The 15825-nt window shown below is 63.6% G+C and carries 18 protein-coding genes and 1 tRNA gene; 13 read left to right on the plus strand and 6 right to left on the minus strand.

What is annotated here, in order from left to right:
- Nucleotides 1-131 precede the first annotated feature (131 nt).
- Nucleotides 132-392 carry a hypothetical protein gene (locus tag DYZ14_RS17350; RefSeq protein ID WP_154721852.1) on the minus strand — a complete coding sequence of 87 codons (261 nt, stop codon included), beginning with the start codon at nt 390-392 and terminating at the stop codon, nt 132-134.
- A gap of 304 nt (nt 393-696) precedes the next feature.
- On the opposite strand from DYZ14_RS17350, the gene DYZ14_RS17355 reads away from it, so the two are divergent.
- Nucleotides 697-1662: a flagellin N-terminal helical domain-containing protein gene (locus tag DYZ14_RS17355; RefSeq protein ID WP_154721853.1), complete on the plus strand. Its 966-nt coding sequence runs from the start codon at nt 697-699 to the stop codon at nt 1660-1662.
- 92 nt (nt 1663-1754) lie between these two features.
- On the opposite strand, the gene DYZ14_RS17360 is transcribed toward DYZ14_RS17355, so the two are convergent.
- The gene (locus DYZ14_RS17360; protein ID WP_154721854.1) at nt 1755-2153 is read right to left on the minus strand and encodes a hypothetical protein; all 399 of its coding nucleotides are present in this window, start codon (nt 2151-2153) and stop codon (nt 1755-1757) included.
- A gap of 312 nt (nt 2154-2465) precedes the next feature.
- Here DYZ14_RS17360 and DYZ14_RS17365 point away from each other — a divergent pair.
- From DYZ14_RS17365 to DYZ14_RS17375, 3 genes are all read left to right on the plus strand, one after another.
- A tRNA-Pro gene (locus DYZ14_RS17365) sits at nt 2466-2542 on the plus strand.
- 323 nt (nt 2543-2865) lie between these two features.
- Complete coding sequence (locus DYZ14_RS17370; protein WP_154721855.1) at nt 2866-4020, plus strand: HPP family protein; 1155 nt, start codon at nt 2866-2868, stop codon at nt 4018-4020.
- Nucleotides 4021-4046: 26 nt separating this feature from the next.
- Nucleotides 4047-4328, plus strand: a complete 282-nt coding sequence (locus tag DYZ14_RS17375) for a DUF6522 family protein (protein ID WP_154721856.1) — start codon at nt 4047-4049, stop codon at nt 4326-4328.
- A gap of 85 nt (nt 4329-4413) precedes the next feature.
- Here DYZ14_RS17375 and cysN read toward each other — a convergent pair whose 3' ends face one another.
- From cysN to DYZ14_RS17390, 3 genes are all read right to left on the minus strand, one after another.
- A complete protein-coding gene (cysN, locus tag DYZ14_RS17380; protein ID WP_154721857.1) occupies nt 4414-5889 on the minus strand; it encodes a sulfate adenylyltransferase subunit CysN in 1476 nt (491 codons plus the stop codon).
- Nucleotide 5890: 1 nt separating this feature from the next.
- On the minus strand, nt 5891-6841 hold the full coding sequence (gene cysD, locus DYZ14_RS17385) for a sulfate adenylyltransferase subunit CysD (protein WP_154721858.1): 951 nt from the start codon (nt 6839-6841) through the stop codon (nt 5891-5893).
- Between the two features lie 175 nt (nt 6842-7016).
- A complete protein-coding gene (locus tag DYZ14_RS17390; RefSeq protein WP_154721859.1) occupies nt 7017-7766 on the minus strand; it encodes a phosphoadenylyl-sulfate reductase in 750 nt (249 codons plus the stop codon).
- A gap of 258 nt (nt 7767-8024) precedes the next feature.
- Between DYZ14_RS17390 and DYZ14_RS17395 the strand changes: the two genes are divergently transcribed.
- From DYZ14_RS17395 to DYZ14_RS17435, 9 genes are all read left to right on the plus strand, one after another.
- Nucleotides 8025-8471, plus strand: coding sequence for an RrF2 family transcriptional regulator (locus DYZ14_RS17395; protein ID WP_154721860.1), 447 nt, complete (start codon nt 8025-8027; stop codon nt 8469-8471).
- Nucleotides 8472-8716: 245 nt separating this feature from the next.
- Nucleotides 8717-9742 carry a sulfate ABC transporter substrate-binding protein gene (locus DYZ14_RS17400; protein ID WP_154721861.1) on the plus strand — a complete coding sequence of 342 codons (1026 nt, stop codon included), beginning with the start codon at nt 8717-8719 and terminating at the stop codon, nt 9740-9742.
- Between the two features lie 97 nt (nt 9743-9839).
- Nucleotides 9840-10694 (plus strand): sulfate ABC transporter permease subunit CysT, encoded by an 855-nt coding sequence (gene cysT, locus DYZ14_RS17405; protein WP_154721862.1) that lies wholly within the window; start codon nt 9840-9842, stop codon nt 10692-10694.
- Nucleotides 10684-11559 (plus strand): sulfate ABC transporter permease subunit CysW, encoded by an 876-nt coding sequence (cysW, locus tag DYZ14_RS17410; protein ID WP_154721863.1) that lies wholly within the window; start codon nt 10684-10686, stop codon nt 11557-11559. The genes cysT and cysW overlap by 11 nt, the downstream gene beginning before the upstream one ends.
- A gap of 11 nt (nt 11560-11570) precedes the next feature.
- Nucleotides 11571-12608 carry a sulfate/molybdate ABC transporter ATP-binding protein gene (locus DYZ14_RS17415; RefSeq protein ID WP_154721864.1) on the plus strand — a complete coding sequence of 346 codons (1038 nt, stop codon included), beginning with the start codon at nt 11571-11573 and terminating at the stop codon, nt 12606-12608.
- Between the two features lie 97 nt (nt 12609-12705).
- Nucleotides 12706-12921 carry a ribbon-helix-helix domain-containing protein gene (locus tag DYZ14_RS17420; protein WP_154721865.1) on the plus strand — a complete coding sequence of 72 codons (216 nt, stop codon included), beginning with the start codon at nt 12706-12708 and terminating at the stop codon, nt 12919-12921.
- Entirely contained in the window at nt 12915-13280 is a 366-nt protein-coding gene (locus DYZ14_RS17425; RefSeq protein ID WP_154721866.1) for a type II toxin-antitoxin system VapC family toxin, read from the plus strand. Before DYZ14_RS17420 ends, DYZ14_RS17425 begins: the two co-directional genes overlap by 7 nt.
- Before the next feature lie 134 nt (nt 13281-13414).
- Nucleotides 13415-13693 (plus strand): YlcI/YnfO family protein, encoded by a 279-nt coding sequence (locus tag DYZ14_RS17430; RefSeq protein WP_154721867.1) that lies wholly within the window; start codon nt 13415-13417, stop codon nt 13691-13693.
- Nucleotides 13690-13995: a type II toxin-antitoxin system RelE/ParE family toxin gene (locus DYZ14_RS17435; RefSeq protein ID WP_154721868.1), complete on the plus strand. Its 306-nt coding sequence runs from the start codon at nt 13690-13692 to the stop codon at nt 13993-13995. The genes DYZ14_RS17430 and DYZ14_RS17435 overlap by 4 nt, the downstream gene beginning before the upstream one ends.
- Nucleotides 13996-13998: 3 nt before the next feature.
- Here DYZ14_RS17435 and betA read toward each other — a convergent pair whose 3' ends face one another.
- On the minus strand, nt 13999-15651 hold the full coding sequence (gene betA / locus DYZ14_RS17440) for a choline dehydrogenase (protein ID WP_154721869.1): 1653 nt from the start codon (nt 15649-15651) through the stop codon (nt 13999-14001).
- Nucleotides 15652-15825: the final 174 nt, after the last annotated feature.

Genomic DNA, 15825 nt, shown 5'->3' on the forward strand with positions numbered 1-15825 from the left:
ACAGTTCGAATATTCATCAAATAGAAAGACTGATGACGGAATCTGATGATAGGGCAATTCTATTATGGATTACGAAGAGACAATTGCGCATCACTGTGGCAACCAGGATACCCGCCCGGCCGTCCCGCCATTTATCCTCGCACCTTCACCGGCCGCCAGACGATGGTCTCCGGTGTGCGGTCGAACGGCCAGTCCATCAGCGTCACCCGGCAGTCGCGCCGGTCGCAGGCCTTGCAGCGGAAGGGCAGGGTGCGCGGGTCGCGCCCATGGCCGTAGAAGCCGGCGAGATCGCTCGCCAGGAAGCGCGCCTGGCGCTCGCAATGCCGGCAGGTTGCCACCACGAGCATGTTGTGGCGGGTTGCCTTTCCAAGGGTGTCGATGCTGACGGCCATGGGTATCGGATGGAACAAAGAGGGAACGAAGTCAAGAGGGCGCGCATAGGCGCGCCTGATTCCTGCCCGGCCGCGTCCACCGACCATCCCGCCTTTGTTGGAGGTTTTGGCTAACCTCGTGTAATACACTGAATATTAACCATAAATACCGGAGCGCGTAAGGCATGCGTTAACCCTAACGCATGTATAAACACATGGCTTCCAGTCGGTAGTGCGTTCGTGAGGCGTGTTTGTTCTGAGTTTCTTTCGAGAGGGCGTCATCCACGACGCCCTCTTCGGACGAACGGTATTGCGTAGGTGTTGTATGCTGAGTTTTAACACGAATAACGGCGCTATTCTTGCGCTCGACGTTCTCCGGTCGACGACGGGCGATCGCGACGCCACCATGGGCCGGATGTCCTCCGGTCAGCGGGTTGCCACGGCGGCAGACAATGCCGCCTACTGGTCGATCGCCACGACCATGCGCTCCGACAACAAGATGCTGTCAGCCGTCGAGGATGCGCTCGGTTTGGCGAGCGGCATTGTCGACAGCGCCAATAACGGCTTTTCCGCCGCCACCGACACGCTGGTCGAAATCAAGAAACTGCTGGTTCTGGCGCGCGAGCCGGGGGTGGACCGGGACAAGGTCAACACCGATCTCGACCAGCTGAAGGATCAGCTGAAGACCATCGCCAGTGCGTCGAGCTTTTCCGAACAGAACTGGCTGAAGCGCACCGACCTCGCCGACGACGTCGATCGCGAGCTCGTCGGCTCCTTCCGGCGTGATGCGGATGGCGGTGTGACGGTGACGAGCATAACTTACGAGATTGCCGGGACGGCCGGCACGACCGACGTCAACTTCCTCGTCGACGACCTGTCGGGCGACAGCGGCATCCTGACCGGCTCGGGTTTCGCCACCGAACTCGGCACCTCCAAGACCTGGGTGCTGTTCAACGGCGAGAACGGCGGCGCCTATGACGAGATCGCCCTTTCGGACGCGACGACCGACGCCGAGATCGAGGAAATGATCAGCGTCGTCGATGCCATGGCGGAACGCACCATCGAGGTGGCGACATCGCTCGGCGCGATCAGCACGCGCATCGAGCTGCAGTCGGAATTCACTAAGGACCTGCAGGATTCGATCGAAACCGGCGTCGGCAAGATGGTCGATGCCGACCTCAACGCCGAAGCGACGCGGCTGAAGGCGCTGCAGACCCAGGAACAGCTCGGCATCCAGGCGCTGCAGATCGCCAATTCCGGCACCGAGCGCTTCCTCGACCTGCTGCTCTGACGTCACCCCGCAGGCAGCGACGACGACGAAAAAAGCGCCCGGGAATCATCCGCGGGCGCTTTTGTCTGTCACGAACGACTGGCGGCGATCGATCATTCGCCGGCGAGGAATTCCTCGCAATAGCTCTTGCCGTCCGTGCGCTTGTCGACGACGGTGCGCACACCGCGGATCACGTAGTCGGGCGACACCGTCAGCTGCACTTCGCAGCGCAGATATTCGGAGCGCGCCGGCTTCAGGAGCTTGCCCTTCTTGCCATTGCCGAGATCCTCGTAGACGGCCGGCACGGCGCGGGTCTTGTAACCGCCGCGCCAGGTGTAGAGCGTCGTGCCACCGGTCTCGACATCGGTAATCGGCGGGCCGAACTTGGCGAAGAAGGCGCCGGCCTGCTGGCCGTTCCAGCGCGCTTCGATCGGGTTCGTGGCGACACCCGTAGTGGTGCAAGCGGCAAGCGCCAGCGCAAGGCCGGCCATGGTGATCACGCGGAAATTCATTTCTCTGTCCCTTGAGCTCATGTCGGCGAAGACGGCCGCCCGGAGCCCCTGATTCTCCGCCCATCGGCGCCGTTTCGCAATGCCGGCTTTAGCCGCAATCCGGGTGGATGAAAATCGCCTCTTCTGGCTGTACCGCGTATTTTTCGCCAATGATGCCAAGGGGCCACGTTCCGCCACATTTTCAGGTGTTCCCGCCGTCCTGGGCGGAGAGGACGCGCCGGCATCCGTCACGAAATTTTCGTCTTCCGCAGGAAATCTTCAAATCACCGCTTGTGCAAGAAAAAACGCTGGTCTATAGAGGCGCCGCTGGCACGGAGTGTAGCGCAGTCTGGTAGCGCACCACGTTCGGGACGTGGGGGTCGAGTGTTCGAATCACTCCACTCCGACCAGCTAGAAAAGCCCGCGATTGCGGGCTTTTTTCGTTTCAAGGCCCGTGTCTTTTCCAGATTGGCAAATTGTCGTCCTCTTCGCACCGCCTCTGAGGGCTGGATCGCTCATATCCCAGGAATGAAGAGGGCCATGGAGAGCGGCTGCCGGCGAGGGCGCTCCGCGCCCGGCACGGTGATCGGCAGGAGCGGACGCGCCTGAAGAAACATTCCGGTGCAAGCCGCAATTGCGCAACTTCCTACCTTTAACAAGAAGCCGATCTGGCCAATAAGGGGGAGACCTGTTTCCTGCCAACGCTGCCAGAATTCCGGGACAAAGCATTTCGATGACCACCAGCGATCCCGCCCGCCGTTCGGCAAAGGCTGCCCTCAGGCAATTGTTCAACCCGATCCTTGCCGGCGCGACGCTCACCGAACGGCTGATCGGTTGCCTCGGCGCGCTGGTCGCGACGGCCCTGACCGGCTTTCTCTGCGGCCTGCTGCTCGGTCCCGATCCGCATCTGCCGTTGATCGTCGCACCGATCGGCGCGTCCGCCGTCCTTCTTTTCGTCGTCCCCGCCAGCCCGCTCGCCCAGCCCTGGTCGATCATCGGCGGCAATTCTCTTTCGGCGCTTTCCGGCCTGGTCGTCGCCCATTTCGTCCATGAGCCGGCCCTTGCCATCGGCCTTGCCGTCTCGCTGGCGATCGCCGCCATGTCGCTCACACGCTGCCTTCATCCGCCGGGCGGGGCGGTCGCCATGATGACCGTGCTCGGCGGGCAGGCGATCGCCGACTGGGGGCTGCTCTTTCCCATCGTCCCGGTCGGCCTCAACTCGGCCATCCTGGTTACGCTCGGCATCGTCGCGCACAAGCTGTCGCGCCGCGCCTATCCGCACCTTGCCCCGCCCGATGCCGCCAATCTCCATCAGACGCGCGACCTTCCCCCGCAACTGCGCGCAGGCTTCAGCGAGGCCGATATCGAGGCCGCCCTTGCGGCCATGCACGAAACCTTCGACATCGACCGCGGCGATCTCAAGCAATTGCTGATGCAGGTGGAACTGCAGGCCACCATCCGCCGGCATGGCCCTCTGTCCTGCTCCGACATCATGTCGCGCGACGTCATCCGGGTCAGTGAGAACGATACGCCGGAGACGGTGCGGGCGCTTCTGTTGCGGCACAATATCCGCACGCTGCCGGTCACCGATGCCGAAGGCCGGCTGCTTGGTACCGTCGGTCTTCGCGAGCTGATCGGCGCCGACGGTGCGATCGGAGCGAATATCTCGCGGGCTGCAACCGCCTTGCCGCATGATCCGGCATTGGCGCTCCTGCCGCTTCTGACCGACGGTAAGGCCCATGCCGTGGTCATCATCGACGAGGACGAACGGATCGAAGGGCTGATCTCGCAAACCGATCTGCTCTCCGCCGTATCACGTGCCCTGGCCCTCGAGGAGGGGCAGGACTTGAAACCTGCGCTCAATAGGCCGATGCTCGCTGTCGGTTGAAACGGATGAACGCGAAGGAGAAGCGGATGCGGATCGAACGCGACGGCAATGGCGACTTCATCCTCGATCCGGCCGAGCTTGCCCAGCGCTTCGGCCTGGCACCCCAGGATTTTCGCCGCCAGCAGGAGCAGGGGCTGGTGAAAAGCACTGTCGAGAAGGGTGAGGGCGAGGATGCCGGCACCAGCCGATTGAGCCTGCGCATCGGTAATCGCATCTGGCGCGCCGTTCTTGATGGCGACGACCGGGTCATCCGCGAGGAACTGAACATCGCCCGCGGCGCTCCGGTCCGTCGCGACGGCAAGGCCTGATTCCACTCCCGCAACGACGAAAAAAGCCCGCTCCGGGTGAGGGAGCGGGCATGTGGGACGCCTGGCGTCCGGGGAGAACCTCGTTTCAGCCGTCGATGCCGTCGATGAGGTCGCGGGCGGCGGCGTTGGTGACGCGGCGGGTTTCGACCTCGTCGCGACGGCTGGCGAGCAGTTCGGTCGCCATGATCTGTTCGGCGAGATCGGCCGGCAGCGACAGGATCACCCGGCCGTCATTGGCGTTGAGCCCGCCCAGATCGGCCCGTTTGGCGGTGATCATGCCGCCGGCCACCGTATTGTTGGTGTCCGGATCGATCAGGATGAAGGCGCCGGTCGAGCGGTTCTGCTCGTAAGGATCGAAGATCGCCGCTTCGTCGAAGGCGAGGTGCACCTTGCCGATGGCGTTCATGGCGAGCGCCTCGGCCGGGTTCCACTTGCCCGACTTGAGGTCGAGCTGGGAGACCGGATTGACCTGCACGCGCTGGCGGCGCGAGCCGGACTTCAGCCAGTAGCGCTTGCCCGGCTGGATGCCGTCCGGCTGCAGCGCGACCAGATGCGCATCGAAGGACAGGCCCGACTGCGGCTGGCTGTCGAGCGAGACGATCATGTCGCCGCGCGACACGTCGACCTGCCGGTCGAGCACCAGCGTGATGGCGTCGCCGGCGACCGCGGCATTGCGCACCAGGTCGAAGGTGACGATCTGCTTGACATTGGCGATCTGGCCGGACGGCAGGATCACCACGCCGTCGCCCGGCTTCACCGCGCCGCCGGCGACCGTGCCCTGATAGCCGCGGAAGCTCTCGCCCGGGCGGCAGACGCGCTGCACCGGCAGGCGGAAGCCCGTGGTCTGGGCAGACCGCAGCGTGGCGAGTTCCAGCGCCTCGACCAGCGTCTGGCCGTCATACCACGGCATGACGGCCGCGCCGGAATAGACGACGTTCTCGCCCTTCAGCGCCGACATCGGAATGGCGGTGACCTGGCGCACGCCGAGCGTCAACGCCAGTTCCTTGAAATCATGGGCAATCCGGTCGAAGACAGCGCGGTCGTAGCCGACGAGGTCGAACTTGTTGACCGCCAGCACGAACTGCTTGATGCCCATCAGCGAGGCGATGGTCGCGTGACGGCGGGTCTGCTCCAAAAGGCCGGTACGCGCATCGACCAGCAGGATGGCGAGATCGGCGGTCGAGGCGCCGGTCGCCATGTTGCGGGTATACTGCTCGTGGCCGGGCGTGTCTGCGACGATGAAGGAGCGCTTGTCCGAGGCGAAATAGCGATAGGCGACGTCGATGGTGATGCCCTGTTCGCGCTCGGCCTGAAGGCCGTCGAGCAGCAGCGCGAAGTCGGGCAGGCCGAGATCGTTCTGCTTGCCCGAATCGCGGTGCAGCGTCGCGGCCTGGTCTTCCTTGACCGCTTTGGTGTCCCACAGCAGGCGTCCGATCAGCGTCGACTTGCCGTCGTCCACCGAGCCGCAGGTGATGAGCCGCAGCGGACGTGAATCGCGGGTCACGAAGGCCGGAAGGACGTCCGGAAGCTCGGCGGCGAGGGCGGTAATGGCGGCGGTCATCTCAGAAATATCCTTCGCGTTTCTTCTTCTCCATCGATCCCGACTGGTCGCGGTCGATGGCCCGGCCCTGGCGCTCGGAGACGGTGGCGATTTCCAGCTCGGCGATCACCTCCTCCAGCGTCGTCGCGTGGCTGCGGATGGCGCCGGTAAGCGGGAAACAGCCGAGCGTGCGGAAGCGGATCATGCCTTCCTGCTTGACCTCTCCGGGCAGCAGTTCGAGGCGCGGATCCTCGGCGAGGATCATCATGCCGTCGCGCTCCACGTAAGGCCGCTTCTTGGCGAAGTAGAGCGGCACGAGCGGAATGTCCTCGGCCTGGATGTAGCGCCAGATGTCGACCTCGGTCCAGTTGGACAGCGGAAAGGCGCGCACGCTCTCGCCGCGGCGGATCTGGCCGTTATAGATGTTCCACAGCTCGGGCCGCTGGTTGCGCGGGTCCCAGCGATGGTCGGGCGTGCGGAAGGAGTAGATGCGCTCCTTGGCGCGGCTCGCTTCCTCGTCGCGGCGCGCACCGCCGAAGGCGGCGTCGAACTGGCCGGCGTCGAGCGCCTGGCGCAGGCCTTCCGTTTTCATGATGTCGGTATAGAGCGCCGAGCCATGGCTGAACGGGGTGACGCCTTCGGCAGCACCGCGCGGGTTGATGTGCTCGATCAGGTCGAGATCGTAGCGTTCGACGATCTCGTCGCGAAAGGCGATCATCTCGGCGAACTTCCAGCCGGTGTTCACGTGCAGGAGCGGGAAGGGCACCCGGCCGGGATAGAACGCCTTGCGCGCCAGGTGCAGCAGCACGGACGAATCCTTGCCGATCGAATAGAGCATGACCGGCTTCTCGAACTCGGCGGCCACCTCGCGGAAGATGTGGATCGCCTCGTTCTCCAGCGCCTTCAGGTGCGGATCGAGCGGCGGCTTGGCCGGCTGGTCCTTGGAATGGGGATCGAATTCCGAATGATGCATTGTCTCTTGTCCTTGGATCGGAATCACATCCGACTGTAAGTCTTGGGCCTTTCCCCTCATCCGGCTGCCGCCACCTTCTCCCCGCAGGCGGGGAGAAGGGACTTGCTGCGCCGTCTCCGTCCCCTCTCCCCGTTCACGGGGAGAGGGTCAGGGTGAGGGGCAAAGGCCGCTAAAATCAGGCCGGCGTGGGTTCCAGCAGCGTCGCTGCCGCTTCCGGCACGTGCAGGCCGCATTCGCGTTTCTCGTCATTCTCCCACCACCAGCGGCCGGCGCGCTCTGGCTCGCCGGGCTTGATGGCCCTTGTGCACGGCTCGCAGCCGATCGAGGGATAGCCTTTCCTGTGCAGGGGATTGGTGGGCACCGCCTCGGTCTCGACATAGGCATTGATGTCTTCGAGCGACCAGTCGGCCAGCGGGTTCACCTTGATGAGATCGCGCTCGGCGTCGTATTCGGCAAAGGGGGTGGCTGCACGGTTACCCGACTGGCCGCGCCGAAGGCCGGTGATCCAGATCGTGGCGCCCGAAAGCGCCTTGGCGAGCGGCACCAGCTTGCGCACGTGACAGCAGGCATGGCGCGCCTCGACGCTCTCATAGAAGCCGTTCAGGCCATATTTTGCCGCATAGGCGTCGATGTCGTCCTGTTCGGGATGGAAGCGCTTGATCGAAATGTCGAAGCGCTCTTCGGTTTCGCCGATCAGATCCGCGGTTTCCTTGAACAGCCGGCCGGTTTCCAGCGTCGAGATCTCGACCGGCAGCCGCGCCAGGCCGATCGCGGCGGTGATCACCTGGTCCTCGATGCCGAGGCTGGTGGTGAACACGGCGCGGCCGCCGAACGCGGCGATGAGGGCCAGCCGACCGGGAAGGTCGAGGCCGGCCAGTTCGGCATCGAGCCGTTGCGCACGCATCTCATGGTCTTGGGAGGTCATGTGTCGATCCTGCTAGCTGAGCTGTGTGAAAGTATCGCAACAAAATCCCGGCAGGACGAGAAACAGCCATTCCCAAACAACCGGAGGGGCGAGCAAATATCTCTCTCACTGGCGCTTTCGGAAGAAAAGCCGCCGCGGCGCCCGCTTCCTCGTCTGTCGCCAGGCGTGCCGGCGCCGGTTTGTTTTTCCATGCGAATTGGGCTAAACGCTGCGAAACAGGCGGTCGGGCGACCGCATCGGCCAGCAATCGGTTCTTCGATGATTTCGCAAAAAGCCAAATACGCCTTGCGAGCGCTTTCGGCCCTGGCGCGCGCCGAGGCCGGCGAGCCCTTGCAGATTTCCGACATTGCCGACCGGCAGAACATCCCGAAGAAGTTCCTCGAGCAGATCCTGCTGGACCTGAAGCGCAACGGCCTGGTCACCAGCCGCCGCGGCAAGCAGGGCGGCTATCTTTTGCTGAGGCAAGCAGCCGAGATCACCTATGGTGAAGTGCTGCGGCTGATCGACGGGCCGATCGCGCCGCTGCCCTGCCTGTCGCTCACGGCCTATCGCCGCTGCGAGGACTGCAATGGCGAAAGCGAGTGCGAGGTCCGCCATGTCTTTGCCCGTGTCGCCGACGAGACCCGCGCCGTGCTGTTCTCCACGACGATCGCCGATGCTCTCAACGGGCATCCGGCTCGGATTGCCGTCGAGGAAACGGTGTAGATCTGCCGCCGGGAGCGGAAATGTTTCGCTCCGGCACCTGTGGGCGGTGGTTTTCGCAAACGTGACTTTTCTGTGACATCGCGGTTTGGCGAACGAAATTACCTGCATTCTTGCGCCGGGCACCGCCCCGCATTTTCCCTCGCCCTGCGGCTCAGGGTACTGTTTTGCTATTTTTCCGCTCGCGTTGACTAACACGACCTCACCGGTAGTCTTAACGTGAGGAAACGGGGAAAGGACAGGTTGCGATGAACAGCTTCACGAAACAGTTGGGCAGGTTCCTTGTCGGGCTGTCGCTGTCCACAGGTCTCGTCGTCTCGGCTCATGCCGACACCCGCCTGTTGAATGTCTCCTATGACCCCACCCGGGAACTCTACAAGGAGTACAATGCAGCCTTCGCCAAGCACTGGCAGGCCGAGACCGGCGAGGACGTGGCCATCCGTCAGTCCCACGGCGGTTCCGGCAAGCAGGCCCGTTCCGTGATCGACGGCCTCGACGCCGACGTAGTGACCCTGGCGCTCGAAGGCGACATCGACGCCATTGCTGAAAAGACCGGAAAGATCGCCAGGGACTGGCGCGGCCGTCTGGATAACAACTCTTCGCCCTTTACCTCGACCATCGTCTTCCTGGTGCGCAAGGGCAACCCCAAGGGCATCCACGATTGGGGCGACCTGGTGAAGGGCGACGTGCAGATCGTCACCCCCAACCCGAAAACCTCCGGCGGTGCCCGGTGGAATTATCTGGCCGCCTGGGCCTGGGCCCACAAGCAATATGGTGGCGATGAGGCCAAAATCCGCGAGTACATCGCCGAACTGTTCAAGCGCGCGCCCGTGCTCGATACCGGTGCACGGGGCGCCTTGACGACCTTTGCCCAGCGCCAGATCGGCGACTTGCTGCTGTCTTGGGAGAATGAAGCCTATCTTGCGCTGGAGCAGTTCGGCGACAGCGCCGTCGAGATCGTCGCCCCGCCGCAGTCGATCCTCGCCGAACCGCCGGTTGCCGTGGTCGACGGCAATGTCGATGCCAAGGGAACCCGCAAGGTCGCCGAGGCCTATCTGCAATATCTCTATTCCGAGGAAGGCCAGAAGATCGCGGTGAAGCACTTCTACCGTCCGTCCAGACCCGAACTGGTGGCGGCGGAAGACCTGGCCAAATTCGCTAAGGTTGATCTCGTCACGATCGACGATCCGATTTTCGGCGGCTGGGCCAAGGTGCAGCCCGCCCACTTCGCCGATGGCGGCATTTTCGACCAGATCTACAGGCCGGCTCGGTAATCGATCGTCGATCGGTCGATGAAGCCCCCGACCTCAGTGATAGTCCGGGGCTTGTGGCAGGCGGTATTCAAGGCATTATGCGGGTGGGCCCAAGGCAATGACGACGGGACAGATGATGAAGAACTGGCGCCAGCCGAGCATCCTGCCGGGCTTCGGTCTGACGCTCGGCTACACGATCTTCTACCTGACGGTGATCATCCTCATCCCGCTGGTGGGTCTGGTCTGGCGCTCCGCCTCGCTTGGCTGGGCGGAGTTCTTTGCCATCGCCGCCGACGAGCGCACCATGCTTGCCCTGAAGGTAAGCTTCGGCTCGGCGCTGGCAGCCGGCGCCATCAATGCCGTGTTCGGTGTCATCGTCGCCTGGGTGCTGGTGCGCTACGACTTTCCTGGGCGCCGCCTGCTCGATGCCGTGGTCGATCTGCCCTTCGCCCTGCCGACCGCCGTCGCCGGCATCTCGCTCGCCGCCCTCTATGCGCCGAACGGTTGGGTCGGCTCGCTGCTTGCGCCGCTCGGCATCAAGATCGCCTTTACCCCGGTCGGCATTGTCGTGGCGCTCGTCTTCGTCGGCCTGCCCTTTGTCGTGCGCACGGTCCAGCCGGTGATGGAAGAGCTCGACCGCGAGGTCGAGGAGGCCTCGGCCACGCTCGGCGCCACCCGGTTCCAGACGCTGCGCATGGTCGTCCTTCCGGCGCTGACGCCCGCCATTCTCACTGGCTTCGCGCTCGCCTTTGCCCGCGGCGTCGGCGAATACGGCTCGGTCATCTTCATCGCCGGCAACATCCCTTACGTCTCGGAGATCGCGCCGCTGCTGATCGTCATCCGGCTGGAAGAGTTCAACTATGCCGGCGCCACCGCGATCGCCTGCATCATGCTGCTGATCTCGTTCGCCATGCTGCTGTTCATCAACCTTCTGCAGATGTGGAGCCGGAGGAGATACGCCAATGTCCGCTAAATCCGCCTCCATGGCCAAGCCCCGTTTCCGCGACGCCTCGACCGAAAGCCCGCTCGCGCGGCTGTCGCTGATGGCAGTGGCGCTCGCCTTCATGGCGTTTGTCCTGCTGCTGCCGCTCGTCCTGGTCTTCATCGAAGCCTTCCGCGAGGGCGTTCCCGCATTCTTCGAGGCACTCGGCGATCCGGATACGCTCTCGGCGATCCAGTTGACCCTGACGGTCGCGGCGATCGCCGTGCCGCTCAACCTGGTCTTCGGCGTGGCCGCCGCCTGGGCGATCGCCAAGTTTGAATTCAAGGGCAAGACCTTCCTGATCACCCTGATCGACCTGCCGTTCTCGATCTCGCCGGTCATCTCCGGTCTGGTCTATGTGCTGCTGTTCGGCTCGCAGAGCGTGCTTGGGCCGTTCCTCAAGAGCTACGGCATCGAGATCCTGTTTGCCGTGCCGGGCATCGTGCTCGCCACCGTCTTCGTCACCTTCCCCTTCGTTGCGCGCGAACTGATCCCGCTGATGCAGGAGCAGGGGACCGGCGACGAGGAGGCGGCGCTGTCGCTCGGCGCCAGCGGCTGGCAGACCTTCTGGTACGTGACGCTGCCCAACATCAAATGGGGCCTGCTCTATGGCGTCCTGCTCTGCAACGCCCGCGCCATGGGCGAGTTCGGCGCCGTCTCGGTGGTGTCCGGCCATGTGCGGGGGCTCACCGAAACCATGCCGCTGCATGTCGAGGTCCTCTACAACGAATACAACTTCGTCGCGGCCTTTGCCGTCTCGACGCTCCTTGCTCTCCTTGCCCTCGTGACGCTGGCGCTGAAGACCGTTCTGGAACTTCGCTACGGCCACGCGATCGCCGGCAGCCGCAAACACTGAAAGGTCCTCCGATGGATGTCACGATCACCAATATCCGCAAGGAGTTCGGCCAGTTTCCGGCACTCTACGACCTGTCGCTTGATATCCGCTCCGGCGAACTGATCGCGCTGCTCGGCCCCTCGGGCTCCGGCAAGACGACGCTTTTGCGCCTGATCGCCGGTCTCGAACAGCCGACCGCCGGCAAGATCTTCTTCGGCGAGGAGGATGCCTCGGAAAAGAGCGTGCAGGAACGGCATATCGGTTTCGTCTTCCAGCACTATGCGCTGTTCCGCCACATGACGGTTGCCGAAAACATTGCTTTCGGCCTGAAAGTGCGCCCCAAGGCCAACCGCCCGCCCGCCCATGAAATCCGCAAACGTGTCTCCGACCTGCTCGACATGGTGCATCTGTCGGGCCTCGAGAAGCGCTATCCGGCGCAGCTCTCGGGCGGCCAGCGCCAGCGCGTGGCGCTCGCCCGGGCCATGGCTATCGAGCCGACCGTGCTGCTGCTCGACGAGCCCTTCGGCGCGCTCGATGCCAAGGTGCGCAAGGAACTGCGCCGCTGGTTGAAGGAATTCCACGACCGCACCGGCCACACCACCTTCTTCGTCACCCACGACCAGGAAGAGGCGCTCGAGCTTGCCGACCGTGTCGTCGTCATGAGCCAGGGCAAGGTCGAACAGGTCGGTACCGCCGACGATGTCTACGACACGCCCAATTCGCCCTTCGTCTTCTCCTTCATCGGCGAGTCCTCGCATGTGCCCGTGACGGTCCGCGACAAGACGGTGCTGTTCCAGGGCGAGCCGATCGGTACTACCGAGAACGGCGAGGGGCCGGGCGAGCTGTTTTTCCGCCCGCAGGACGTCGTCGTCACCACCGACAGCCACTCGCTCTACGGCAAGGTCACCGCCTGCCGCCGCCTCGCGGGTACGCGCATCGCCGAAATCGACGTCGCCAACAACGGCCACGAGCCCTACCATCTCGAGATCGAAGTGCCCCTCGACGCCCCCGTCGCCGTCGGCGCCGACATCCGCTTTCGCCCGACACGGTGGAAGCTGTTCGGGCAGTGAAGGTGCGGATTCGATTCCCGTGACGGCGGGCGGCGGGCTTTAAATCGTGTCGCATCGGGTGTATATCATGGTGTGATATCAGACAGGACGTTTCGCCATGCGTACGCTCGTGGACATCGATGAGAAGGCCCTGACCGCGCTGGACCGGATCGCGCGGCGCCAACGCGTGTCCCGCGCCTCCCTGATCCGCGAAGCGGTCGGCGATCTCTTGGCCAAGAAGCAGCGGCCGGAGGAGCAGGCGGCCTTCGGCCTTTGGGGCGAGGCGGGTGTCGATGGCTTGGCCTACCAGAAGGCACTGCGGGAAGAATGGTAGCGGCGCTGTTCGATACCAATATCCTGGTCGACTATCTGAACGGCATCCCGCAGGCGAAGGAAGAGCTCGGCCTCTATGAGGAGAGGGCGATCAGCATCGTCACCTGGATGGAAGTCATGGTCGACGCGCCGGCGCTGCTCGCCGAGGCGACAAGGTCGTTTCTGTCGGGTTTCGAGGTGATCCAGCTTGACGAGGCGGTGGCGGAGAGGGCGGTCAAACTGCGACGCACGCACCGCATCAAATTGCCAGATGCGATCATCTGGGCGAGCGCCGACAGTCGCGGGGCGATCCTGATCACGCGCAACAGCAAGGACTTTCCGCCTGATAATCCGGGAATGCGAATGCCCTATCAGCTCTGAGGCGACGGAACCGACGCTGATTGGCACGCCAGATGGAGGAGTCTGGGTCGGTTTCAAAGCAACGTCCGCGGCGAAGTTGACCACGTCCATACGCGGCGGTACGATGCATCGCATTTGCAACGCAGGAGGTTTCCATGAAGACCGCAACGCTTCCCTCTCTCCGCGTCGATCCCGAATTGCGGGCCGCCGCCGAAAGCGTGCTCGAGGAGGGCGAAAGCCTTTCCGCCTTCGTTGAGAATGCCGTGAAGGCGCAAATCCATTCCCGCAAGACCCAGGCCGAATTTATCGCCAGGGGACTGGCGGCCCGGGAGCATGGAAAGAAGACGGGCATCTATTACACGAAGGAAGATGTCCTCGGGATGATGCGAGAGAAGCTTGAGAAGGCGAAGGCGAAAGCCGCGAAAGCCGGATGAGCCGCAAGCTCCTGTTCGCCGAACCTTTCTTCATCGACATCGAGCGGTATTACGACCATTTGACCGAAACGGACCCGCGTCTGGCGGATAGGGCCTACGATGCCGTTTCCAAGGCGCTTTCGGTATTGGAGGATTTTCCGTTCATCGGACGAAAAGTCGTGGTCGATGACGAGACGATCATGACCCGCGAGTTGCTGGTTCCTTTCGGAAATTCTGGTTACGTTGTTCTCTATGAAATCGAGGATGCCGAGACGGTCACCATCCTCGCGGTCCGCCACCAGCGCGAGGATGACTACCACTGATCCTTACCGGTCGCTGGTCTCCCAACGCGGATTGACCCAAGGCTCCTGGTTGGAGCGGGGCAAGGGCTGTTTGCCGAGGATATGGTCGGCGGCCTTCTCGCCCGTCATGATCGACGGGCCATTGAGGTTGCCGTAGGTCACGTGCGGGAAGATCGAGCTGTCGGCCACCCTGAGCCCCTCGACCCCGATCACCCGGCATTCCGGGTCGACCACGGCCATGGGGTCGTCGGCGCGACCCATCTTGTTCGTGCCGCAGGGGTGGTAGGCGCTTTCCAGATGTTCGCGCAGGAAGGCGTCGATCTGCTCGTCCGTTCGCACATGCTCGCCCGGCTGGATTTCCGGACCACGGAACGTATCGAAGGCCTGCTGGCCAAAGATCTCGCGGGTCAGCCGCACGCAGTGGCGGAACTTCTCCCAATCTTCCGGATGGCTCATATAGTTGAAGCGGATCACCGGATCGGCCATCGGGTCGGGCGAGCGCAAAGTCACGCTGCCGCGCGACTTCGACAGGTTGTAGCCGACATGCACCTGGAATCCGTGGCTCTTGGCCGCCGCCTTGCCGTCATAGGAGATGGCGACCGGCAGGAAGTGATACTGGATGTCCGGCTGCTTGAGGCCCGGCGCGGAGCGCAGGAAGGCGCAGGCCTCGAACTGGTTGGAGGCGCCGAGCCCGCCCTTGGACAGCAGCCATTGCGCGCCCGCCACCCCCTGCCAGAACCACGGCAGCCAGGAATAGAGCGACACCGGTTTGGTCGAGACCTGCTGGAAATAGAATTCCATGTGGTCCTGCAGATTGGCGCCGACGCCGGGACGGTCGGCGACGACCTCGATCCCCATCTCCTTCAGATGCGCCGCCGGCCCGATGCCCGACAGCATCAGCAGTTTCGGCGAATTGAACGACGAGGCCGAGACGATCACCTCGCGATTGGCGCGCACCACCTCGACCTTGCCATTGCGCTCGATCTCCACGCCGACGGCGCGGCCGTTTTCGATGATGACGCGGCGGGCAAAGCAGCGGGTGAGCGAGACGTTCGGCCGCTTCAGCGCGGGTTTCAGATAGGCATTCGCCGCCGACCAGCGCTGCCCCTTGTAGATCGTCTGCTCCATCAGGCCGAAGCCCTCCTGCTTGGAGCCGTTATAGTCCTCGGTCAGTTCGAAGCCGGCCTGTTCGCCGGCCTTGATGAAGGCATGGAAGAGGGGATTGTTGACCGGCCCGCGCCGCACATGCAGAGGCCCGTCGGTGCCGCGCCATCCGGCTTCGCCGCCGCTCGAGGTCTCCATCCGCTTGAAATAAGGGAGAACGTCCGCATAGGCCCAGCCGCGCGCGCCGAGCTCTTCCCAGCGGTTGTAGTCCTCGGCATGTCCCCGCACATAAACGAGCCCGTTGATCGACGACGATCCGCCGATCACCTTGCCACGCGGCGCGGTGATGCGCCGGTTGTTGAGGTTCGGCTCGGGCTCGGAGAGGTAACCCCAGTTGTAGCGCTTCATGCTCATCGGCCAGGCCAGCGCCGCCGGCATCTGGATGAACGGCCCGACATCCGATCCGCCATATTCCAGCACCAGCACCGTGTGCTTGCCGTCCTCCGACAGGCGATAGGCCATGGCCGATCCGGCGGAGCCGGAGCCGATGATGATGTAGTCTGCCTGCTGCATGTCCTAGCCCCCTGCGCCGCCTCTCCCCTTGTGGGAGAGGAAGCGATTTCAGCATCTCAGCTTCAGCTAAGTGCTAGAAGTCGCAGGTGAGAGGTACCCCCTCACTTGCAAAATCTAACATTTAGCTGCGCTAAACTGTTGATTTTGCTTTCTCCCCCACCGAGGGGGAGAAGG

Source organism: Ciceribacter sp. T2.26MG-112.2, from assembly GCF_900492205.1.
Classification (GTDB): Bacteria; Pseudomonadota; Alphaproteobacteria; order Rhizobiales; family Rhizobiaceae; genus Allorhizobium; species Allorhizobium naphthalenivorans_A.